This window comes from Streptomyces sp. NPDC031379 (genome assembly GCF_055569615.1).
The window spans coordinates 165,250-188,240 of record NZ_JBVIIT010000012.1 but is presented as its reverse complement, the minus strand read 5'-3'; the positions used below and the strand labels follow the sequence as shown (position 1 = coordinate 188,240).

18 protein-coding genes are annotated in these 22,991 nt (G+C 70.5%); 6 read left to right on the top strand and 12 right to left on the bottom strand.

The features are described 5' to 3' along the window. Positions 1-40: 40 nt before the first annotated feature. From ACZ5CW_RS19495 to ACZ5CW_RS19465, 7 genes are all read right to left on the bottom strand, one after another. Positions 41-3,586 carry an SAV_2336 N-terminal domain-related protein gene (locus ACZ5CW_RS19495; protein WP_468602862.1) on the bottom strand — a complete coding sequence of 1,182 codons (3,546 nt, stop codon included), beginning with the start codon at positions 3,584-3,586 and terminating at the stop codon, positions 41-43. After that, positions 3,586-4,500: an AAA family ATPase gene (locus ACZ5CW_RS19490; protein WP_468602860.1), complete on the bottom strand. Its 915-nt coding sequence runs from the start codon at positions 4,498-4,500 to the stop codon at positions 3,586-3,588. Before ACZ5CW_RS19490 ends, ACZ5CW_RS19495 begins: the two co-directional genes overlap by 1 nt. Further along, positions 4,497-6,614 carry a vWA-MoxR associated conflict system protein gene (locus ACZ5CW_RS19485; protein WP_468602858.1) on the bottom strand — a complete coding sequence of 706 codons (2,118 nt, stop codon included), beginning with the start codon at positions 6,612-6,614 and terminating at the stop codon, positions 4,497-4,499. Before ACZ5CW_RS19485 ends, ACZ5CW_RS19490 begins: the two co-directional genes overlap by 4 nt. Then, positions 6,611-8,113, bottom strand: a complete 1,503-nt coding sequence (locus tag ACZ5CW_RS19480; protein ID WP_468602856.1) for an esterase/lipase family protein — start codon at positions 8,111-8,113, stop codon at positions 6,611-6,613. The genes ACZ5CW_RS19485 and ACZ5CW_RS19480 overlap by 4 nt, the downstream gene beginning before the upstream one ends. Before the next feature lie 92 nt (positions 8,114-8,205). After that, positions 8,206-8,697, bottom strand: coding sequence for a glutathione S-transferase family protein (locus ACZ5CW_RS19475; RefSeq protein WP_468602854.1), 492 nt, complete (start codon positions 8,695-8,697; stop codon positions 8,206-8,208). Positions 8,698-8,699: 2 nt separating this feature from the next. After that, positions 8,700-12,143: a CHAT domain-containing protein gene (locus ACZ5CW_RS19470; RefSeq protein ID WP_468602852.1), complete on the bottom strand. Its 3,444-nt coding sequence runs from the start codon at positions 12,141-12,143 to the stop codon at positions 8,700-8,702. After that, positions 12,133-12,846 (bottom strand): hypothetical protein, encoded by a 714-nt coding sequence (locus ACZ5CW_RS19465; protein WP_468602850.1) that lies wholly within the window; start codon positions 12,844-12,846, stop codon positions 12,133-12,135. Before ACZ5CW_RS19465 ends, ACZ5CW_RS19470 begins: the two co-directional genes overlap by 11 nt. 669 nt (positions 12,847-13,515) lie before the next feature. On the opposite strand from ACZ5CW_RS19465, the gene ACZ5CW_RS19460 reads away from it, so the two are divergent. Beyond that, complete coding sequence (locus ACZ5CW_RS19460) at positions 13,516-14,337, top strand: helix-turn-helix domain-containing protein (protein ID WP_468602848.1); 822 nt, start codon at positions 13,516-13,518, stop codon at positions 14,335-14,337. Further along, positions 14,327-14,713, top strand: a complete 387-nt coding sequence (locus ACZ5CW_RS19455) for a VOC family protein (RefSeq protein ID WP_468602846.1) — start codon at positions 14,327-14,329, stop codon at positions 14,711-14,713. Before ACZ5CW_RS19460 ends, ACZ5CW_RS19455 begins: the two co-directional genes overlap by 11 nt. Positions 14,714-14,759: 46 nt before the next feature. On the opposite strand, the gene ACZ5CW_RS19450 is transcribed toward ACZ5CW_RS19455, so the two are convergent. From ACZ5CW_RS19450 to ACZ5CW_RS19440, 3 genes are all read right to left on the bottom strand, one after another. Continuing rightward, on the bottom strand, positions 14,760-15,266 hold the full coding sequence (locus ACZ5CW_RS19450; RefSeq protein WP_468602844.1) for a carboxymuconolactone decarboxylase family protein: 507 nt from the start codon (positions 15,264-15,266) through the stop codon (positions 14,760-14,762). Between the two features lie 237 nt (positions 15,267-15,503). Further along, entirely contained in the window at positions 15,504-15,719 is a 216-nt protein-coding gene (locus ACZ5CW_RS19445) for a hypothetical protein (protein WP_468602842.1), read from the bottom strand. Positions 15,720-15,954: 235 nt separating this feature from the next. Then, on the bottom strand, positions 15,955-16,947 hold the full coding sequence (locus ACZ5CW_RS19440) for an SGNH/GDSL hydrolase family protein (RefSeq protein WP_468602840.1): 993 nt from the start codon (positions 16,945-16,947) through the stop codon (positions 15,955-15,957). A 180-nt stretch (positions 16,948-17,127) separates the two neighbouring features. On the opposite strand from ACZ5CW_RS19440, the gene ACZ5CW_RS19435 reads away from it, so the two are divergent. From ACZ5CW_RS19435 to ACZ5CW_RS19425, 3 genes are all read left to right on the top strand, one after another. Then, positions 17,128-18,372, top strand: coding sequence for a PucR family transcriptional regulator (locus ACZ5CW_RS19435; protein ID WP_468602838.1), 1,245 nt, complete (start codon positions 17,128-17,130; stop codon positions 18,370-18,372). Positions 18,373-18,705: 333 nt separating this feature from the next. Beyond that, the gene (locus tag ACZ5CW_RS19430; protein WP_468602836.1) at positions 18,706-19,254 is read left to right on the top strand and encodes a lamin tail domain-containing protein; all 549 of its coding nucleotides are present in this window, start codon (positions 18,706-18,708) and stop codon (positions 19,252-19,254) included. A gap of 214 nt (positions 19,255-19,468) precedes the next feature. Further along, positions 19,469-19,948, top strand: coding sequence for a cupin domain-containing protein (locus ACZ5CW_RS19425; RefSeq protein ID WP_468602834.1), 480 nt, complete (start codon positions 19,469-19,471; stop codon positions 19,946-19,948). Between the two features lie 22 nt (positions 19,949-19,970). On the opposite strand, the gene ACZ5CW_RS19420 is transcribed toward ACZ5CW_RS19425, so the two are convergent. Together ACZ5CW_RS19420 and ACZ5CW_RS19415 are read right to left on the bottom strand one after the other, a co-directional pair. Then, positions 19,971-20,462 (bottom strand): hypothetical protein, encoded by a 492-nt coding sequence (locus ACZ5CW_RS19420; protein ID WP_468602832.1) that lies wholly within the window; start codon positions 20,460-20,462, stop codon positions 19,971-19,973. 156 nt (positions 20,463-20,618) lie between these two features. Then, positions 20,619-21,014: a CU044_2847 family protein gene (locus tag ACZ5CW_RS19415; RefSeq protein WP_468602830.1), complete on the bottom strand. Its 396-nt coding sequence runs from the start codon at positions 21,012-21,014 to the stop codon at positions 20,619-20,621. A 129-nt stretch (positions 21,015-21,143) separates the two neighbouring features. Between ACZ5CW_RS19415 and ACZ5CW_RS19410 the strand changes: the two genes are divergently transcribed. Further along, positions 21,144-22,859, top strand: a complete 1,716-nt coding sequence (locus tag ACZ5CW_RS19410; RefSeq protein ID WP_468602828.1) for an Ig-like domain repeat protein — start codon at positions 21,144-21,146, stop codon at positions 22,857-22,859. Positions 22,860-22,991: the final 132 nt, after the last annotated feature.

The following is a 22,991-nucleotide window of genomic DNA, read 5'->3' as shown; positions in this document are numbered from 1 at the left end:
CCCGCGACCGGCCACCGGGAACCGCGTGCCGACCAGCGGCTCACTGCCTCTGATCCCCCTGGCCCTCGTACTCGTTCACCACGTCTGCCAGGGCGACGACCGCCTGTGTGTCGCCCGCTACGAGCCGAACGGCGTCGACCAGAGCCCTGAGCCCGTCCGTATGTCGCAGGCACGTACGGACCAGAGCCACTCTGTCGAGCCTGGGTGAGCCGTGTCTGGGAGCGTCGGCGATCAGTCTCCGGGGAAGCGCATCGCGCAGCAGGGCGAACTCGGTCTCGCCGCCCACGGTCTCCAGCAGCAGATCGGCCAGTCGCACGGTGAGGTCGAGGTCAGCCGCTCTCCGGGGCTCCTGTGGAACCGCGTGCTCTCGCGGGAGCGGCTCATGCCTGACATACCCGGGGACCTGGCGTGTACGGTCCGATCTGCGAAGAGCGGCGAAACGATCCGCAAGCCGCTCGGCCAGAGCGTCCATGCTGACGGGATGCCGCACGTCCAGGGAGGTCAGGATGTCGAGCAGTTCCATGGAGAAGAGCCCTCCCCGGCCCGGAATCTCCACGGCGTGTTCTCCGGTGTCGCTTGCCAGGTACAGAGCCTGTGTCCGGCCGGCGACAGCGCGTCCGGGTCGCACGGTCATCTCCACCCGGGGGTGGGCCATGTCGTCCAGAGGGAAGCCGGGCGGACCGCCGCAGGCGTCGACGAACCACATCTGCCGCTCGAAGGAAGGGACTCTGTCCGACGCGAAGATGGTCAGCACCTCGTCGAGGTTCAGGCTGACCGGCTCGTCCGCGCCGTCCGACAGCAGCAGATGGCGGCCCCCCGCACCGTCCCGGAAGCCGTGGCCGCTCCAGAAGACCAACAGCAGGTCAGTCTCGCGACGCCGGGCCGGCTCGTAGAACAACTCGTGCACCACGGCATCTGACGTGGTTTCGCGCACGCGCACACCTGACGGCTCCCACCGCCAGGCATCGCCGTCAAGAGGCGTCACCAGAGCGGTGATGTGGGCAGGCGGTACTCCGATGGCAAGCAGCCAGTCGACGAACCTGCGCGCGTCCTGTGCGGGGCCGTCGAGGTCGTAGAGGGACCGCATGTACTTCTCGACGCCCACGACGATCGCCTGTGTCCGCATCGGGTCCAGCATGACCCGGTCGCCGTCAGAGGTATCCGTGTCGTCATACTGCGGCTGCGGCTGCGGCTGCGGCTGCGGTGGCGGTGGCGGTTGCAGGACCGGGTCGTCGAAGTCCGGAAGATACGGGTCGTTCCACAACAGGACAGGGAGTGCTCGGCCTCCCCTCACGTACTCACGTTGCCGCAGCTGCCGCAGTCCTTCCGGTAGGTCGGAGTGGTGGATTTCCCGTAGGGATTGCATGGCTTGGGCCCGAAAGGTCTCCTCGTTCTCTGTAGTGGGATTCCAGAGCACGACAGGCACACCGCTGCGGACAGCTGCCCCGAATTGCTCGAAGTGCTTGCCGGACCCGACGGGCGGTCCGCTCAGGATCACGCCCGTCACCGTGTCGTCCGAATGGATGGCTGCATACAGTCGAACGGAGTCCCGGTCGTCTGCCGGCAGCCAACGAGTCCGGTGTCGGGAGGACGCGTCGTCCTGCATGGCGGACCACCGCATGTGCAGGGACCGTCGCCACTGGGGGCGGCGGATCTCCGGTGACGTCACGACCAGCGCGTGCCGTACCCCCAGAGGCGCTTCCGGTACCCCTTCAGAACTGATCGGCTCGTCGGTCCACTGGTCGAAGCCCGCGTTCAGCAGCTGCAAGGAAGTGTCGAACACCAGCAGGAGCGGCTCACTCGGGAAGAGTTCCTCAGCTTGACGCACTCCCCGTAGCACCTTTCTTTTCAGACTGCCGACTCCTCGCACACGTGATGCGTCCAATGTCCGGCCAGGGGTTCCCAAGCTGATGCGCACGTGGAAGTCCTCGCCGGAACCGTCCGTGGCCACTTCGATCCGGATCAGCAGGGTGGTCCTGCGCCCGGGGCGAGCCGGCACCGGTGGCTCGTCGGCCGATCCGCGTACGAGCAGTTCGAACAACGTGTCGGTCGCCCGCGTGAACGGCGTCAGGCCGTCCGGAACGCGCGTGGTGCCCAGTGTGCTCGCGACGGTGAAGGGGTGTGAGCGATGACGAGCCTCCCGCTCGATGAACTGGCGCAGGGCCCGGTGGACCTGCCAGGCGTCCTCGGCTGCCAGCGACTTGTGCAGTTCCTCGCGCACTCCTGGCAGAAAGCGCAACCGTAGTTCGCCGGAGGCGGGGTTGGTGGCGTGCTCGAAGAGTCCGCTCACGACGACTTCGGCCAGAGCGGCGACGCCCGAGTCGGGTTCCAGTGAGTGCTGCACGACGCGCATGACGGGGAGCGACAGCTCCGTCTGCGGGCTGCACAGCGTGGCGAGGCGCCGGGCGGAGGGCGAGGAGACCTGACGGAAGGCCCGGACCAGATCCCGTGCTTGTCTCCGGGGCTGCGTCTCCTCGTACGCCGCGAACCAGGGCGCGTCGAAGGCAGGCCCCTCGTCGTCCTCGCCGAACTCCGGGAGCCGACCGTGGGGCGGGATCAGCACACCGTCGCATGTGTCCAGGCCCGCGCCCATCACCGTGCCGGCCCAGGCTGCCAACGAGTCGGCCGAGATGCCGACCACGGGACACGGTGTCCAGTCGCCCGACGCGGCGCCGTCCATCGCCTGAAGCAGGCGCAGAGCTGCCGGGAGAGCGAATCTCAGATCGGCGGTCCGGGCGCCGCGGGCGGTTGCGTGGAGGGGGACGACGGCACCGTCGAGTCCGGTGTGCGGCCAGAGCTTGGGCGGGAGGGGGTTGAGCAGTGCGACGGCGGTGGACCGGCACCATGTGCGCAGGAGCTTCCAGACGTCGGGTCGGTGCCATCCGGCTTCGACACAGTCGGAGAGAACGAGGACGAGACGGCGGCCGTGGGGATCACAGAGCCGGTCGGGCCGGATCGAGGTGAGCGAGGGATCGCGCAGGGTGGGGGAGTCCGAGGCGGTTTCGAGGATGAAGTGACGCACGGTACGGAACGCGCCCAGCTGCTGGAGAAGCAGGCGTAGTTCGTGGCACACGTCCTGCCACACCTGCATCGAGGGCGAGGTGTCGACGACGAGATCGAGATGGAACCAGCGTTCGGGCCGGGGCACGAACACCGGGGCGATCGTGCGGGTCTCCACGTAGCGGCGTACCGTCGCCTCGGCGTCGAGTACGGCCTCCCGTCCTTGCGGAAAGCTCCGTCTGAACGGGCGCAGCGCGCGGGAGACCGCGCGGGCGTCGGGAAGGGCCTGGCCTCGCCTCGTGTGGCCCAGGAGCGCGCTTCGGCTCCCCTCGCCACCCGGGGAGTCGAAGGCATCGCGCTCCGCCGTGTCGCCAGGGCCGTCGGCGGTGGCCGGCGGTTGTGACGTCGGTGGGCGGACGTCCTGCACCGGCGAGTCCGTGGGAGCGGGCTGTGGTGCGGGACCAGGCCCGTGCGGGGTGGCCTCGTCGGCCGTCATGAGTTCGCACAGCCATAAGGTGTCGGCCAGGGCGACCGCGTCCACGTCGGCATCGGCGCGCTGCAGGCACCGGATCAGGTCCGCCAGCATCAGGCGCCGGACAGGTCACGCAGCAGCAGCCCTACGAGCCGGGCCCGTTGATCGCTGTCCGGAGCGGCCTCTCCCGTCACCAGATAGAGGGCGTTGAGCAGTTGGTCGGTGGCCAGGCTCTCCTGGCGGGTGCGCCGGGCCTCGAACTCGTCGATCAGGGGTTGCGCCCGCTGCGAGACCTCCTCGCCCAGGTGCGCGCGGACGATGCCGGAGAGTCGCTCGGGGGAGGGCTCGGGCATGTCGAAGCGGATGCAGCGCCGCAGGAAGGGCGGCGGGAAGCTTCGCTCACCGTTGCTCGTCATCACGATGAAGGGGAACTGGGTGCAGCGCACGCGTCCCCGGTGCACGTACTGAGGGGCGTCGGAGTCCCAGAGGCGTACCGGCACATCGCCGTCCGGGTGGCGGGTGAGTTCCGGGATCTCGAACGCTCCGGCCTCGATGACGTTGAGCAGGTCGCCGGGGAGGTCGATGTCGCTCTTGTCGATCTCGTCGATCAACAGCATCCGAGGCCGTTCCGCCGGCATCAACGCCGTGCCCAGCGGGCCCAGCCGGATGAACTTCCCGATGTCGTCCGCTTCCTCGTGCCGTGTCGCATCCAGCCTGCCCAGCGCGTCATAGCGGTACAGAGCCTCGGTCAAGGTGCTGCGCGAGGTGATGTGCCACTGCAGCACGCCGCCCAGGGACAGTTCATGGGCCACTGCCGTGGCCACGGTCGACTTGCCCGTGCCGGGCGAACCGGTGAGCAGCAGGGGGCGACGCAGGCACAGGGCGGCGTTCACCGCGTCGGTCAGCCCGTCCGGTGGCTGGAAGGCCCGGGCCGAGGAGTCGGGTGATGCCAGGCGCCAGGGGGGTGGTTCGGGCAGCGTGTCCCGGCGTGCGGCGCCGTCTCCCCGGTAGTACGAGTTCCAGGTCATGAGCGTCCTTCCTGTCCGGGGCCGCGCCCTGGTGCGATTCCCGCTCTGTGGGTGCTCACGGTGTGGCAGAAGGCGAGCCAGCGCCGGTCGTCCCAGACGGCACGCAGTCGGGCGAGCGGCGGGATCATGTCCGGCTCACATACCCAGGCTCTGCTGTAGGCGGTGGTCAGTCCGCCGGGCAGGGTCACCCACTGCTGCCGTATGTCGTCCTCGACCTGCGCCCATTCGGGGACCTCTCCGTCCGGCCACAGCAGGACGGGGAACTGCGCCAGGAGCGCTTCGAAGAGGTCCTCGTCGCCGACGGGGGTGAAGCGCAGCCCCAGGGCGGCGCGGTAGACGTTCTTGCGCAGGCGGTCCTCGAAGTCCGCCGGGAACCGGTCCCGTTCCGCGTCGACCCAGTCGACGCTCCCTTGTGTCTCGTCGCGCCGCTCGATCTCCGCGAGCCGGTACAGAGCCAGCCGCGTCAGGCGTCGCAGGTGCTGCGGCGGATGGATGCGGTCCGCCCAGTGCACGACCACCTCGTGGTTGGCTCCCAGCCACGTGCCGACATCGGTTTCCTCGGCCCGCCAGTGCAGCAGGGTGTGGGCCGGTACGGCGATGTCGACCCGGGTCAGGAGGGTGACCTCGGGCAGGTCGTGCGCCCAGTCGAGGATCGCGTCGATCGCCCCTGTGACCCCCTCGGCGCTGGGGTGGAAGGTCAGGAGCGGATACTCCGCGAGGGTCTGTCCGGCCTCGTCCATGAGCCAGGCCTCGGCCTGGTCGGGCCAGGGGCGGGCGCTTCCGCCGCTCAGATGGACGATCAGCCGGTGCCGTCTTGCTTCGGCCTGGGCCCTGATCTGGCGGAGCAGCCGGTTGGCCTCCGCGATGTCGTAGCCGTCCTGACGGCACCATGCGGCGAAGGAGGCACTGTCCATGTCGATGCCGGCCGTCGCCGCGAGGTGGATGACGAACTTCAGCAGTGCCGTGCGGCAGTCCCCGTCAGTGACCGGATGGTGCAGAGCCACCGCGTCGAGGTGCTCGGCAAGCCCTGACGGGGACACCCGCGCGGACGTGGCGACGCAGGTCAGCAGTGCGCGCCGCAGCGCTCGCGGTGTCACCGCCTGTGGCATCCAGTCGGTGACGAACCGGTGTGCCCGCAGCGCGAGGCGGAATCCTTCGACGAGCTTCCGCAAGCGCTCGGTCGGCGGGCACAACGGCGCCCGGTGAAGGGCTTCCCGGAGTTCCCCGAGGTCGGAGTGTGTCCACTGCGGCCGCTCGCAGAAGGCCGAGGTCGTGTCGGTGAACTCGGCGACGTCCTGCAACGCCGCGGTCAGGGCCCGGCTGCCGAACGCGCTGAGACCCGGGCTGTCCGGCGCCGTGCTCGGCCCGCGGCCGTGCGCTTCAGGGCTCGAGGCCCGCGGGGCCGCGACCTCGTAGGGCCGGTAGAGCCCACTGCGGTGGTGGAAGGCGATGTCGACGATGTCGGTGAGGTCTTCCCGCGAGGTTCGGGCCAGGCCCTCGGCCACCGCCTGGTCGAAGGTGAGGCGGGGCTGCCTGGTGCCGGCGGCGGGACGGGCGAAGCCGGTGCATTCGACCAGGAGGTAGGTGCCCCGCGCGACCAGGTCGGTGAGGTTCCTGCGGACAGCGGAGGTGCTGAGCTGGGAGTTTCTCAGCCCCTGGCTCATGATGAGGTGGTCGCCGGCCGCGGGCCTGCCCACTGCCCATCTCTCGTCGAGATCTCCCTCGATCCAGATCGCGACCAGTGCGTGGCCCTCCAGCAGCACGACCAGGGGCCGCAGCTTGTGCCGGATACACATCCCCGCGAAGACCAGCGACAGTTCGAGGCAGTTGCCGCCCTCGGTGGCGAGCACGGCGGGAGGCCTGACGACCTGCTCCGCCTCATGGAACGCCGCGGAGTCGATCTCGGCTGTCTCGTAGGGGAGGCCTTGTGCCGCCACGAGTTCGTACAGCCTTCGGGCCACCGTCCTGCGATCGGCCGAACGCTGGGCGTACGTCGCCCCGAGGCCGCCGTACTGCCGCGCGATGGCCTCGGGATGGACGTAGCACGCCAGCCGCGCGGGCTCCGTCCTCTTCCACTTCTCCCACTGGCCGGCGGCGTGCTGCCCGGTTGTCACCAGGCTTCGAGGAGGTCGGTCACGGAACGCTCACCCACACCGACGGTGACCTCGTGCACCCCGGGTGGCAGACCGCTGATGGTCCAGCGGGCGGCGCCGGCGTCGTCGTCCAGCGCGACGTGTGCCGGAACCGCGCCGGCGAACGAGATGCGCGGCCGGTCCACACCCGCGGCGATGTCCGCGCCCGCACACCTGACGACGACGGGCTCGCCCTCGGCACAGGCGTCATCGATCCACAGGTCGAGTGCGCCCGCGTCAGGCGTGGCGGCGAAGGGAGAAGGAGAGTCCTGCTGCGGTGGCCCCTGCAGATCCCGCAGCCCGGTGCCCAGGAGCGCCAGAGTACGGACCAGCCGGTCGAGCACGTCGTCCGTGGAGTGCATGGACGAGTGGGTGGCGTTCTCCCACGCCCAGGTGCCCGACTCGGACTTCTCCACCGGCACGGCGGACAGGGCGGGCACAGTCCTGTCGCCGGTGGCGAGCCATTGCCGGTGGGCAGCCAGAGCGACCGCCTCATGGGTGAGGCGCAGTCCCCGGTCGTCGAGGACGGCCGACTGCTGCGTGGTGTGGCCGTAGCCCACGACAGGGGTCATGGACACGAGCGAGTCGAGGCTGCTTCCCGCGTGCGTGGATCGGTCCTCGTCCATGCGACGGTGGAAGTCGTGGTACGCGTCGGCGGCGCGACGGGCGTCCAGAGCCCCGCCCGCGGAGCCGATCTGGTGCGCGCGCAGCGGGCTCGAGGTCTCCGCCGCGCCGCGACGGCGATCCACGACGACGGGGTAGCGCGGGAGAAGTTGGTACACGGAAGTGAACTCGCGGATCACCGCCGAGGCGGCCTCGAACCGGAGGCCGGCCTTGCCGGCGCCGTTGGCGATGAGCCCCAGAGCGTCCAGCGATCCACGGAAGGGAGTACCGAAGCTGATCAACGAGCGGCAGTGCTCCCAGCCGCCCAGCGCGTCGAGGTAGTACTTGGCCACGAGCCCGCCCATGCTGTGGCACACGAAGACGGTCCTGGGCCGGCCGTAGGGGAGTGTCGTCGCCCATTTGGGCAGCTCGCGATCGACGAGTTCCTTCAGCCGCCGCGCCGAGACACGGTTGTCCCGCCGCCAGTCGTAGGGGAACTCGAAGTAGTTGGCGGGAGCCCCGTCGACGGCACTGTCACCACGGACCAGGTCGAACCGGCTCAGCAAGCGCTCGCGAAGACGACGGTACTGATTCACCTTGGACAGACCTGGCAGAGCCACCGGGGTACCGATGAGACCCGAGGCGACCATGCCGTCGTCGAAGTCGGGATCATCGAGCAGGCCGTGATCCCCGGCCAGGCTCTCGAGGGCCCGCCCGCCAGGCTTCAGCGCCCCTCCGAGGGCCAGCGGGGGTTTCCACACGGCGACGCCGTCCCGGTGCAGGGTGCTGCCCCCGATGCCTGGCAGGACAATGACAAGGTCATCGAATCTCAGACGCTCGTGCATGGCCCCCCCGGGCAGCTCGCCGGCGTCCATCATGTCGCTGATGTCCCTCGGGTGCGGCCGCTTTGAGAAGATTCACCCGCGGACGAAGAACAGGCTCCTCGGCGTCAGGACGGGCCGAGGCCCCTCTACCGCTGCTGGAAGTACTCGGTCACCGCGCGGGCCAGCGAACGGAGCAGCGAATCCGAGGCGGGCTTCTGCTCGACCTCGAACCTCACCAGGTTACGGCCGTCCTTGCGCTGGAACCTGAAGTCCAGGCGCAGCCGCAGAAAGCCGAGGACGGCCGCCAGAACCACCAGGTCGTCCGTGAGTTCACTCAGTGTCATCTGATCGCCGTCGGGTGGATCGGCGAGTACCGCCAGAGTGAGATCCCTGCTCGCCTCGTCCTCGGCGAACGCAGCGAGCAGACGGCGCGCCACCCGGTCGGCCCCCGGTTCGCTCCAGGACGGCGCGGGGAACCCGCCTGCCTCGCACAGTGTCTCCAGCACCGCCAGCGCCTCGAACTCGTTGCTCGCGTCGTGCGGATTGCGCACGGCAAGCTCGTGGGTGATCTCCTCCAAGGCAAGGATCACCTGCCGGTCAGGCAGATGTTCGATGCGGTCGGTCGCTCCGGTGGTCATACTCATCTCCAGTCTCCGAGCGGGACGAACGCGGCCCAGTGGTAGGGGTGGGCCAGATGGGGACGGCCGGGGTCGGAGAGGAACCGACGCTGGGCACGCCACATGGCCTTCCAGACAGGAACTCCGGTCATCAGCTCCCTGTTGATGCCGTCCAGCAGCTCGGCGGAGCTGGGGTTGTGTACCCGCCACACCGGTGCCACAACGGTGCGCGCGCCGCCGCGGAGCAGGGCAAGGGTCAGGCCCGTGAAATCCTCGCCACGGTGCGCCGGGTCATGCCACCCGGCGGAGCACGCCCGCAGGATCACCGTGCGCGGCAGGCCACGCGGAGCGTTCAGATCACGCGCCCGGAGCAGGAACCGCAGCGCCCCCGGTGCCTGGGCAGTGGTGTTCTTGCTGGTGCGCCGTCGACCGTCCGACAGGATCAGCGCGGCGTCCTCCGGGTCACCCATGCCCGAGTGACCGTGGCAGGCCACGTAAGCGAGATCGCACTCCCCGAGACCTTCGAGCACTGTGTCCGGTCGCGCCGCGGTCCCTCGCAGGGACGTCACCCGCAGCCCCTCCCGCTCCGGCCACACGTAACCCTCGAATCCCACGCTCCCCGGATCCTGGGCCCCGTCGTCCGTCGCGTCCACGCCCGGCTCCCCGTCCTCGACGGCGGTGACACCGACGTACAGGGCGCTGTCCGGTGGCGACGGCTCGTCGATCAGCAGATATTCCAGGGCAGAGATGCTGGGCGTACAGGCAAGTGCCGCCCGTTCACCCAGATAGGCGCCGTCGGGCAGCCGCAGCGCATTCAGCGGAAGTACGGCGAGCGGGCCGTGCGGGGCGACACAGAGCAACTTCCTTCCGGTCAGATGTGCGTGGAAGGGCAGCAACGCGGAAAGCCCTTCCAAGGGAAACGGTGCCGGGCGACGGGCACGGATGGCCGGCACCGACGGAAAGACGGTCCGGTCGCCGTCCACGACCCTCCGTACGGCGTTCGCCGAAGTGTGCAGCGCGGCCCGCCCCAGGGGGATCCGGTAGGTGTGCAGCCGTAGTTCACCGGAGGCCATGGCGAAACAGAAGGTGTTCCGTTCTCCGACGAAGTACGAGGCCAGCAGCAGTCCCTCGGCGGGCGCGTGCCGGCGGACGAGGTCCAGCGCGCCGTCGGTGTCGATGCCGTCGGCCCGGCGCAGCCGCGCATACTCCGGCGCCACCGGCGCGATGAGGGCCAGAGCCTCGTCCAGCCGACGCCGGAGATCGGCCAGCAGATCCTCCCGCGGACCGTCGTGAATACCGCTGCGCTCCCGGCTCACCAACTCCCGGCCCAGCGCCCATTGCATCACTTCCTCGACTTTCAGCACGGCACTCGGCACACCTGACGGTGCCGGCAACGGAAGCCGGGCCAGGGCCTCCACGATGCCCCGTGACTTGACTTCCTCGTGCAGGTCGAATGCGAGGGCTTCAGCGGGCCGACCGTCCGGGAGCCGCAGCGGGCAGCCCTGCCCGTCCTCCGGAATCAGCAGTGACAGCAACTCCTCGTACACCGCGAGGGCCTGTCCCGAGCCTTCGTCGGCCGACTGAGCCGCCGGCCCGTAATGGTGTCGCCGGAGCAGCAGCCGCCGCAAGGACCACAGTTCGTCGAAGGCCGCCTGGGCCCCGTCCGGACGGTCGGCGAGCATCCGGGCCAATGGCAGCCGCAACCACAGTGTGTCGTCTCCGCGCCCGTGCGCCTCCTCGGATGCCAGCACCTCACGCACCAGCCGCTCGGCGCCTTCCGCTCCGTACACCTCGGCTACGACAGCGGCGACCGGGACGGTGAGTTCCCTGACGGTGGACCACATGTCGTGCTCCATCGCCTGGCGGAAACCGGCGCGCAGTTCCTCCGCGAGTGCCCTGCGTTCCTCCTCCGTGTCGGCGAGGTGATACCGCCGTTCGAGCGAGGCAAGCCGGATCTTCGGCGGATGACCCGCATCTGCGGGCACAAGGTCCAGCCGTTCACGAAGCCGGACCACGGCCTCGGCGAGTAACTGGCGAAACCAATCGCGGAGTTCGGGGAGCGGCGACTGGTCGATGAGCCGCTCGGTGATTCGGACGGCGGGCGGGCCGGGGGCGGTGCGCGGGCCGGGCTCGAAGTAGCCGGCATCCTGGTAGTAGTGTTTCGCCTCCTCCTGCCGTCCCTCCCTCAGCGCCAAGTCCCCGAGGGTGATGAAGACCTCGCCGACGTCCGGCCAGAAAGGGGCGGGGACCGTCGCGTCCAGCAGGCTCCGCGTCAGTTGCAGCTCGGCTTCCCGAAGACGTCCTTGACGCACGTAGGCCCGGCCGAGCTGGGCACGGAGCGGGGCGACGTTGTTCCACACCTCCCGCTCTCCCACCGCCACCTCTTCCTCCAGCAGCCGGGTGGCTTCGCGCTCCCGGCCACGGTCGGTCAGGCACTGGGCCAGCCGGCCGACGACGGCCAGGCGGCGAGCCCGCCCTCTCCAGGAGGTCTCCGCCTCGAGTACGCGCCGGTACATGCCACAGGCGGCGACGAGGGCGCCCACCGCGTGCCACACGGTGGCGTACAGCACCAGCACGTCGACCTGCTTGTGCATTCCGGGCTCGTAGGAGGCGTCACTCCGGGAAGCGGCGGAGAGATGGGACAGCGCCTCGCGATAGCGGTGACGTCCCGCCAGAGCGCCGGCCAGCTCGATATGAAGGATGGCCATGTCCGCCGGGGGCACGCCTTCCTGCGCTTCGCACGCCGTGAGCCCCTCTTGCAGCACCCGCAAGTGGCCCTCGTCGTCACCCGTCTTGGAGAGCGTGGTCGCCAAGGTCATGTAGGCGTGGCTCAGGGACGCGGCATCACCGACGGCGTGCTGCACGGCGAGGGCCCGCGCCGCGTGAAAGAGGGCCCTGCGGTGGTGTCCCTGGGAGTGGAGGAACGTGGCCCAGTCCGCGCGGCCGGTGACCTGGCTCGGACCGTCGTCGGCCAGCAGACCGAGCGCCGCGATCACCCGTGCGTGGTCGAAGCGGTCTTCGCCCCGCTGCCGGATCAGCGCGATCGCCGCGCGGACGGGTGATTCCTCGGGCACCAGCGAAAGGTGCGCGCGCAGGAGGGCGTAGGCGGCGGGCAGGTCGGGCGCGGATCGTGCCTTGTCCAGCAGGTCCGCGAAGGTGACCGGCTCGCCGCCGGCGGCCGGTGGGCCGGCAGGCCCTCCGGGCGCCGTCGGGCCGGAGAACGGGCCGGGCGACAGACACAGCCGGGCGAGCGCGGAACACAGCTGAGCGTTGGCCGGCCTCCCCGACCTCTGGAAGGAGGCCTCCAACGCGGTCAGGCCCTCAGCCATACGGGAGCGGCCTGCCGCGGGCACCGAGCCGATGAGGGAGAGCACCTCGTCGAACGTGGACGCTGAGAGGAGTTGCATCGCGGCGCCCCCGGCCAGGAGATGCGTCGCCGCGTCCCCGGACGGATCGTCATGCGTCATCGTCGGCCTCCCCCAGCAGATCGGTGGCCTTCGCCCGGAGAGCGGCGTCGCTCCCCGGTCCCATAACGCGCCGCGCATGAGCACGCGCCCGGTCCCAAAGACCGTGATCGGCGCACAGCGTGGCGAGCCTCATGTGGTGCTCGGCGGTCAACTCGGGGTGGTCCTCCACTTCTCGGGAGACGCTGTCGGCCAGCTGTGTCCGTCCGGTTTCCAGCGTGGCTCTCACCGACGCGATCAGATACGGCGCGGGGAAGTCGGAGGCCCGGGCACGCCATCGCAGCCTGTCCAGCGGTGCCGTGCCGTCGTTCCCTTCCGCCAGTTCGCCGGCCAGCACCATGGCCTCGCAGTCCGCGTTCATCTCCAGCAACCGGCGGTCCTGGACAGAACCGGCCCGGACCATCCGCAGGACAGGGGACTCCGGCAACGCTCGGCGCAGCGTCTCCAAGGCCCGGTCGCGCTCGTGCACCGGCCCTGACGCGATACGAGCCCTGGCCAGCAGTTCGAGGAGCTGTCCCGTCGCCACTGTCTCCACGGCCCTCGTCAGCAGCTGTACGGCCTTGTCGTACGGCTCGGACACGTCGAGCAACCGGCCCAGCTCCATCAGAGCGGTGGCATGAAGGGCGACCGCCGGGGCGGAGGGCGACAGCGCTCCCGAGGGCGCACCGGGCCGGAGCGTATGGCTGTTCTCCTCGCAGGCCGCCACGCGTGACCGCAGAAACTCGACCTCTGTCCTGCGGCGCTGGAGCAGGCCGCCGACCGTGAGGAAACGCTGACGAACCTCGGCCTCCTCGGGGCTGCCTGCCGCATACGGTTGCGTCGGCCGAACCCCGGGAGGGGACCGCCGTCCCGAAGCACCCTGTTCAGCGACCAGCCGGCGAGCGCCGGGCGGCCTGCTCGCAGGTATGCGGCCGCCAGGTCGACCCACGCCGAGTGCTGCTCCACCTCCCCGTCGAGGGCGCGTCGAAGGAAGTAGACGGCGATGAAGGGCAAGTCGCACTGGAGGCAGTAGACGGCGAGCAGATGTTTGTGCTGCGGACTCTCGTCCGCCCCGTCGAGGAGCTGTGCCAGACCCCTCAGCCGGTCAAGATGGTACGGGTCGGGGGTCATCAGCCCGGCGCCCGGAAACTCCGGGAGGGCGTCCGAGGAGAAGGGGACCCGCCAATGCAGGTCGGGAAGGATTTCCACCGGGCACCGCTCCCCCCTCGTCGCGTTGCTGGACACAGGATGGACGCAGCGCATACCAGCACACAAGAGGCACAAGCCCAGCTCCCCTCCATATGAACAAATGAACGAAACTTCGACTTTTGTGGGCCACTCCCTGATGTGCCGGCGTTGCGTGTCGCGGGACGGTAAGTGGTGGGACAATGCCCAGGTGGAGTTGCGTCAGGCATGTCGTGCGGCAGGCATCGGCGTAGTCGCTGTCAGCGAGCATTTCGGCGGACCTCGGTTGCACAGGGCCCTCCCGGCCCTGTCGGCGCGCCTGGTGGTCAGTCTCGGGACGCCCATCGACCTTCGCTACGGCGGGCACGCCCAGCACATGCAGGCGGTGGTCGCCGGGCTGATGCGGCCCGGCGTGGCTACGCCCTCCCTCGTCCTGCGGGCGCACCAGCCGATGGTCTACGTCGACCTGTCACCCGTGGCCGCGCAACGTCTCACCGGCGTGCCGCTGAGCGAAGTGGACGCGGGTGGTGTCAGCGCCGGTGCTCTCCTGCCGTGGGTGAGCCGGTTGAGCGAGGAGCTGGCGGACTGTCCGGCCGGCCGGCGGGAGGCGCTCATGCGCGTTCGGCTCCTCGAGCGCCTGGAACGAGCCGGCGAGGCCGACGTGTCCCGGTATGCCCTCGAGGCACTGAGGATCATCAAAGTCGGTCGCGGACAGGTGCCTGTCGAGGATCTGGCCCGACAGGTACACCTGAGCCCGCGTCGCTTGCGGCATGTGATGCAGAACGCCCTCGGGATCAGCCCGAAGTTCGCCTCTCGCGTGGCGCGGCTGGCGGCTGCCGTCCGCCGGGCCGGAGACGGGGCCGACTCCTGGGCCCAGGTGGCCGCAGAGAGTGCCTACCACGACCAGAGCCACCTCGTGCGTGACTTCCATGACCTGATGCGGACGACGCCGACCGCGTGGCTCGCGGAGGAGGGCCGAAATCTACAAGGCTGGCGACGTCCTCCTCATCGATCATCGAGCCATGACCAGTGAACTGCAGCCCAAGCTGCTCGTGTCCGACGCCGACGCGGCGATCGACTTCTACGTCAAGGCTCTGGGAGCCACCCTGACGTCGCGAGTGGCCGATGACAGCGGAATGGTGATCCACGCCGAACTCACTCTGGGGTCGGCGGTCTTCGCGCTGGCGCAGAGCGTCGAGGAGTGGGGGTGGCGGGATCCCGTGTCCGTGGGCGGCTCGCCCGTCCTGATCATGGCCGACATGTCCGACCCGGTTGCGACAGCGGAACGCATGGTGCAGCTGGGGGGCGAGGTCGTGATCCCGATCGAGGACCGCGCGTACGGAAAGCGGCAGGGCAGGGTGAAGGACCCGTTCGGGCACCTGTGGGTGATCAGCGGTGACCTCCCGTAGGTCGTCCACCGCACGAGAGCACAGGACACCGTTGGGGGGGCCGGTGTCATGCCCATGGGTCGGTGAAGGCCCGTCCGGGGACCGGCTTGGTGATCAGGGCGAGAGGGATGAAGAAGCCGACCTGCCCGATGGCGATGGTCAGCGTCGTGAGCGCCGTGTCGTCGTAGTGCTCGCACACCTGGGCATACAGCTCGTCGGACACCCGCTCGCCTTCGGTGGACGGCCGGAGCACGGCTTCCACCAGGGCCAGCGCGGCACGCTCGGCACCGGTGAAGTACGGCGCGTCCTGCCAGGACGCCACCGCGGTGATCCGTTCCTGCGATTCCCCGGCCTTGAGCAGGAGGCCCGTGTGCAGGACGGTCAGATACGTGTTGCCGACGATCTGGCCGGCGCGCAGCTGGACCAGGCCGATCGTGGTCCGCGGTATCGAGCGGTTGCCGGTGGCTTTGAACAGGGCCGCCGAGACCTCCGCCAGTTCGGGGACGAGCTGTTGGGGGTCCTGGGGCATACGCGGACCCGTCGGCACCTGCGCGGTGATCGAACGTGCTGCCATGGTCGTCTTCCTTCCGTTCCACGTTGCGGTCACTGCCCTGACGGATCGCAGCGCATGAGTGTGACCGGTGGACGGAGCCCGCCGGAAGAAATTCCGCCGGACGATGCGACGGACAGCCCCACCGGCAAGACACGCCTTGGGGCCGGAGGTCTCGAGCCCTCGCCGGACCACTACGGCCCGGGCCCCGCACCGGACGCCCTTGACCCCGGTGGGCCCTGGCCTGCCGCCACAGCCCCGTCAGCCGGTTCCACGCTCCAGGACGCGCCGTGCCGCTTCGGCCTCCGCGGCCGGCGGCGACAGCTCGTCGAGGGTGTCGAGTTCGTCATCGGCTTCCAGTTCGCGTTCCCAGGCCGCCGCGAGCTGTTCCTGTTCCTCGCGCGGCTTGGCGCCGACGGCCTCGCGGTGCTCGGGGTCCAGGGCCGCCAGGAATCGTCCGACCGGGTCCGTCGGCATACGGGTGCTCCTTGTCGCCGGAAAGAGAGGGGTGCCCATCCCGGCCCAGCATGGCCAACCGGTCCCGCGACGACCGCCCGACACGGCCCCGGGGCACCCGGATGGCCCCGCCCCGCTCACCCCCGCCCGAGCGCGCCCCCTCGATCGCCGGGCCCGCCCGGTCCGGCAGGCGCTGCCGGTGGACACCTCCAGTGGGCTGCCGCCTCAGGGACCGGACCGGACGGGGGAGGGGGGATCAGCGGCCGAGCACGCTCAGTACGGCGCTGGACATGGCGCGTTCACCCGTGGCGTTCGGATGCAGCGGCAGAGCGGGCGAGGCGGGGAACAGCCCCTCGATCCAGGGGGAGGAGGAACAACTGTCATGGCCCAGCGTCGGGGTGAGCGTGTCCACATACGTGGCTTCGCCGGCCCGGGCCTCGGCCGCGACCGTGTCGTTGAGTTCACCGAGGACGGACCGCAGGAACGCCACGTCCCCGGTCGTGACGGGCATCTTGCCCAGGCACTGCCGGGGATCGTCGGGGAGGACCGCGGGATAGCCGACGACCAGCACCCGCGCGTGCGGGGCCCTGGTGTGGATCTGCTTCAGGGCGCCGGCGAGCTGCGTCCCGGCCGCGTCCAGTCGCGTGCTGAGGGTGTCCCGGTAGAAGTCGCGGCACGGCGTGCCGAAGGGGTCGGTCACGGAGAGCGCGGAGCAGGTGGCGGCGACGTCGCCGAATCCGAAGTCCGAGGTACCGAGGTCGTCGCCGGCGACGGTGAGGGTCACCAGGGTGCTGTCCGGCGTGACGGCGTCGAGCTGGGGGGCGTTGACGACGGCCCCGGCATCCGTCTGGGCCGTGGTGAGCGCACCGACCTTCGCGCCGGCGCACGTGACGTCCCGGTACGTGCTCGGGGACAGGGACTGGGCCACGAGGTGGCCGTAGTTGTGGTCGGAGCGCAGGCACAGTCCCGCCGACTGGCCGGGAACCCCGGCACCGGAGGCGTAGGAGTCGCCGAGGGCCACATAGGTGCCGCCTGCCGTGGTGCCGCTCCCGCCGGGGGAGGGAACCGCCGCGTGGGCGGCGGTGGTGGTCAGGGCGGTCGCCAGGAGCACGCCGCCGGCAAGGAGGGACGTCCACTTCGTGAGCCTGTGCGTGCCCCGCACGGTCCCCGCGCGCGGCGCGCCCCCACCCTCCGTTCGGCGCTGCGCACCGCGGATGCTCGGCCTGCTTGTCGATATGGCTGTGGGCATGGTTCCTCCAGGGGAGTCACGACGGCAGAACACATCCCGATACCGGCCGGTAACGTTGCCGACATCGTCGTGGTCCCTCCGCCCCGCAGGCCATGTGCCCGCGCACAGCAGTGCGGCGGCCCGATTGTCCCCGCGCACCACCGGCTTCAGCGCCGCATGCCGCTTTGTAACCTGCCGGTCATGAGCCGCACACCGCCGCCTCCGGCCGCGATCGCCCCGGTGGCAGCCGCACTGCTGGACCGAGCACCGGAGCTGGGCGCCCGCATGGCCCGCCGTATCCGTGCCGAGGTCCCCCACTACGGCAGCCAAGGCCCCGTCACCCTCGAGGAGCTGACCGCCTCCTGCCGACGCAACACCGAACTGGTCTTCGGGCAGCTGGCCGTCAGCGCCGCGACCGTCTGCGCCGCGACCGTCAGCGGCGCGACCGTCAGCGGCGCGTCCGGCATGGAACCGGCCCAGGCGACGGGCCGGACGGCCGCACGCGAGGGCACCCCGCTGGGGGAACTGCTGCACGCCTACCGGATCGGCTCCGAGTTCCTGTGGACCGAACTCGCCGCCGAGGCCCGCACCGCACACGCCGTCAGTGCCGACATCCTCGTCGCGCTCGCCGCGTGGTGGGTGAACGAAGGCCTGGCGGCGGCGGCCAGCGACGCCTACCGCGAAACCGCCGCACATCTGCTGCTGCAACGCGAGCGCGAACGGTCCGTCCTGGTCGAGGCGCTCTTCACGGGCATGCTCACCGACCGCACCACTCTCTGGGAAGCCGCCGATGTGCTCGGCCTGCCCACCGAGGGGCCCTTCGTCGTCGTGGCGGCCGGGGTCCCCGCACCGGGCCGGGATGCCCTGCCCGGCATCGAACCCCGGCTGCTGGCCGAAGAGATCCGCTCCGCCTGGCGGCTGCTCCCCGACCTCCAGGTCGGCGTCATAGCAGCCCGCGGTCCCGGCGCCGAGGACGCCGCCCTGCGTCTCCTCGCCTCCTTCACCGCGGCCCGGACAGGCGTCAGCCCCAGCTACCGCACCTTGCGCGACACCCCCCGAGCCCTGCGCCTGGCCCGCCTCGCACTGGCCAGACTGCCGGCCGAGGGCACAGGCCTCGTCCGCTTCGACGACAGCCCGGTCGCCATGCTGGTGGCCACCTCACCGGACGAAGCCACCCGGATCGCACAGAACGTCTTCGCTCGCGTACTGCAACTGCCCGCGGACGAACAGAACCGGCTCCTGCTGACTCTGGAGCACTGGTACGCGGCCGGAGGCTCGGCGGCCGACGCGGCACGACAGCTGTACTGCCACCGCAACACCGTCCGTTACCGCCTGCGCCGGCTGGAAGAACTGACCGGCCGCTCCTTGCAGGACCCCCGCGCCGTCGCCGACCTCTCCGTGGCCCTGCACGCGCTGCGGCTGCTCCCGAGACCGCGAACCGTCTGACGTGGCCCGTTACTCACTTTCGGGTGAACGCGTTCGTGCCGGTGGGGGTGTCGGGCGCTGTCGGACCGCTGCCCGAGACCCGTATTCCAGGCCACGCGGGTGCGATATGCCGTAAATGTCGCTCATTCAGGGCATAGATGGTTGTTACAGGCGAGAGTCACAGAAATGTGCTGTTTCTGTAATCCCCTTCGCCGTTCCCTCACCGTGAGCGGCGCGGGCCGCAAGGTGTGGGTGTGCGGCCGACCGGCCTCACACCAGCACAACACACCCTGGTGTTCCACGGTTTCGATGCCGTGATCCGCCGTGGTGTGCGCACCTTCGAAGGGGGACCTCGTGTCCGCTTTTTCTCCCGTCCGCCGTCTGACCGCCGCTGCCGGCGTGGCCGCCGCCGTCGTGGGCGCGGTGACGCTGCCGGCCGCGGCCGCAGACCACGACCACGGCCGCTCCTACCGTGAGCGCGTGTTCATCAGTGGTGTGCAGTACGACTCCCCGGGCCGGGACCACCGTGCCAACCGCTCGCTGAACCAGGAGTGGGTGGACATCACCAACAACACCCGCCGGGCGGTGAACCTGGACGGCTGGACCCTGTCCAACGAGGACGGCCACACCTACACCTTCCACCACGTGTGGCTGGGCGGCCGCTCGACCGTCCGCGTCCACAGCGGCTTCGGCCGCGACACCAGGAACGACGTCTTCCAGGACCGGCGGGCGTATGTGTGGGACGACGACTCCGACACCGCGACGCTGCGCAACGAGCGGGGCCGTTTCGTCGACGACGTCTCCTGGGGCCGCGACCACCACCGGGGCAACGACGGCGACCACCGGGGCAACCACGAGTACCGTGGCGGCGACCACTACGACCGTGGCGGACACCGGCACTGACACCGGGGTCGGCGGCAGCTGAACTGCGCAGAGCGGATCCGCGTTCCGCGGACGGCGCAGCCCGGCACGCGCCGCTGACCGTAGCCGACGCTGAGGGGCCCCGACCATCCACGGTCCAGGCCCCTCAGCTGGTTCGCCGACGACGGAGAATGCCGTTGATCACCCTTCGGCGACTGTCGCGCCCGCCCGAAACCGCCTGGGCCACAATGCCCCCATGACCGATGAACTGTCCCGGGATCCCGCCCGTCCCCTGCTGCGTCGCCCGCCGGACGGTGAGCTGGTGGACGTCGCCGGGGTCGCGCACTTCTTCCGGCTCACCGGCGAACACACGGGCGGGCGCTTCGCCTTCGAGGAGTTCAGCCTCGCCCCGGGCGCCATCGGTGCCAGGCCGCACGTGCACGAAGGACACGACGAATACTTCTACGTCCTCGAGGGCGAGCTGACGCTCCACACCGGGGACGGTGAGATCGCGGCGGGCCCCGGGCATCTGCTCGCCGCGACCCGCGGCACCCCGCACGGCTTCCGCAACGCAGGCCCCGTCGTCGCGCGCGCCCTGTGCCTGTACACCCCCGCCGGCTACGAGAACTACTTCCGCGACGTCCACGCCGCCGTGAGCGCCGGAGCCGAAGCGACCGACGAGCTGCTGGCCGAATTCCGCAGCCGCTACCGGACCAGTTCCTACCGGGTGCCCTGAGGGCGGAACGGCGAGGGCGATGTCAAGCCGTGTGCTTGTGCATCACGTCGAGGTAGTGACGGTCGCGGTGAGGCACGTCGTTGTCCCGTCCCGGAAGGCTGAAGACCGCGCACACGTCGGCGGGCCGGGTCACGATGCTGGACTGCCCACCGAAGGTGAGGACGTCGTTGACGTGATGCTCACAGTCTGCGGAGTCCAGGGCCGTGACCAGTTCCTCGCGGAGCACGGTGGCCTCGAACGACGTGGACGCGGGCAGGATGAGAGACGGAAGCTGCGCTGTCGATCCGGGCCAGAGGCTGATCGAGATGCCGCTGACGAACCGCTGGGTGACGGTCAGTTGCAGCCCGGACCAGGAGTAGGGGTAGCCGTCGATGCCGGGCCCCTTCATGATGATGGCCGGGTGCGGGCGCCCCGGTCCCAGGAGTTCTTCGGCTTCCGCCAGCGGCATCCCGCAGTGCAGGGGCCCGATCCGACCGGACCGGGCGAAGTCGACGAGTACGTCCATCAAGGTCACGCCAGTGACTGTGGCACTCCTGCGATCCGGTTCGCATCCCCTTATCAGCGCGACACCGGCTTTCGCGTGCGACACCGACTCCGCGGCGACGCCCTGTCTGTCAGTTGCGTTCCCTGGAGGGGCCTGGCCATGTCGATCCACACGCAGGGATGACCGTCAGGCGGATCGAGAAGCTCCACGACGGCCGGGTCGGGGAACGCGTACAGCGTGCCGTTCCGGCCCGCGGTGTCCTCGGAGGCCGCTCGGACCACGGCCTCGTAGTCTCCCCGGCAGGGGAGGGCGACGTGGCAGGCGGGGCGACCGCGTCGTCCTGAGGAGACTCGGCCGCGTCGCCCTGACCCGGTTCGACCGCGTCGTCCTGAGGAGATGCGGCCGTGCCGGGCTTCGGTGCGGTCCACGCCCGAACTCGACGCTGACCTCGTCGGGCCGGGCGGTCGCCACCGCGGTACGCACACTCTCCGCCACGGCGTGCAGCGACTGCTGGAAGCCCTCGATCTTCTGCGCGACCTGGTCGCCGAACCCCGTGTCCCGAGGCCCCTGCCTCTCCACCATGGATCCGCGGTCGATGCCCCGGACTCCGTCGCGCCCCCTTGCTCACACGATCTTCACGGCTGTTTCATGGTCGGTACAGGCGCCTTCGAGAGTTCAGGAGGCGCTCGATTCAGCCTGTGGGGGGCACAGTTGAACACTGCACACCATCCCAGACGCCTGGCGGCGACCGTCCTCACCGCCGTGCTCGCCGGAGCCGGCCTGACCGTCGCTGCCGCGCCCGCGGCGCACGCCGCCGCCTCCGAGGCCGTGGCCAAGCTGCCGATCAGCACGTTCTCGGCGCTGGCGGTCGACGACGTGCACGAGCGCGTGTACGTCGCGGACTCCAACATGGGCAGCTACTACAACAGCGGCACCATCGCGGTGTACTCCTTCCAGGGCGAGCGCGTCACCACGATCACCACCCAACAGCACGTCTCCGGCCTGGCGCTCAGCGCCGACGGCTCCACCCTGTACGCCGGGGAGCGGGAGTGGATCCGCGCGTACGACACCACCACCCATCAGTTGACCGGTTCCACCGGTGCGTCCCTCGACACCTGCGGCCGCAGCCTGGCCTTCTCCGGCGGTGCGCTGTACTTCACCACGCCGTACGCGTCCTCCGTCGCCCAGTGCGCGTCCACGCTGACGTACGTGGACACCCTGACCGGGCGCACCGGCTGGAACGACTACGGCGGCCTCCAGCTGGAGGCCGGCCCGGGCGACCGGATGCTCATGGGGCAGCCGCTCAACGCGCAGGCGCCCAACCCGTTCCTGACGGTGTTCGACACCAGTGACGGGACCCTCGTGCGCAACGCGGCCCGTCGCTTCGCCGACAGCGAGGGTAAGGGCGCACTGAACCTGAAGGACATGGCGTTCTCCGCGGACGGCAGCAAGATCGCCGTCGCGGACGCCTCCTACGGTACGCGGCTGCTGAACACCACCGACCTGTCGGACACGGCGGAGGGCTACCCGGCGCTGCCGGCCGACGCCGTCGCCTCGGCCGTGGCGTTCAGCGGCGACGGCAAGTACCTGGCCCGCGGAGCGGCGGCCTCCGGCGCGACACCGGACCTGTTGCTGTCGCCCGCCGACCCGGCCGACTCCACCGCGCCGCTGGAGTTCGCCTTCGAAGGCAGTCTGGACGGCGACCGGGTTGCGCCGCGCGGCCTGCAGTGGTCGGCGGACGGTGCCCGGCTGTTCGCGGTGACCACCAACGCCACGGGCGGTCAGTACTGGCTGCACATCATCCAGCCGCCCGCCGTCCAGTACGACACCCGCTTCACCGGTGGCCTCACGCACAGCCCCGCCCAGGCGGTCGTCGGCGAGCCGCTGGCGGTGCGCGGGAGGCTGGAGACCGACGGCCCGGCGCCCGGTGAGCCGCTGAAGGTGACGGCGACCCGTACCGACGCGAGCGGCACTCACCAGCTGGGCACCACGACCGTCAAGGAGGACGGCACCTTCACCGTCCTCGACGAGCCGGCTCTGGTCGGCGACGCCACCTACACGGTCTCGTTCCTCGGAGACCTGACCCACCGCCCCGCCGAGAACCTCACCACCACGGTGTCCGTGGCCAAGGCGCCCACGTCGATCGCGCTCACCGCCCCGGCGGAGGCCACCCTCGACGGGGTGACGATCACCGGTACGTTCACGGCGCAGGGCAGGGCGCTGCCCGAGCGGGCCACGCTGAAGGTGGAGCGCACGGACCGCCTCGGCACCGGGGTGCTCAGCTCGGTGACCGTGGCCGCCGACGGCACCTTCACGATCAACGACATCCCGCGCACCCGCCGGGAGGTGACCTACAAGGTCAGCTGGCCCGGCGACGACCTGCACCTGGCGTCGGCCGCGTCGGCGACGGTGTACGTCAGGCGCTGATCCCTCCGGCCCCGCCCCGGCACTCCCGGTACCGGGAGGCGCGCTCCCGGGGGGGGGGGGGGGGGGGGGGGGGGGGGGGGGGGGGGGGGGGGTGGGGGGGGGCCGGGGGGGGGGGGGGGGGGGGGGGGGGAG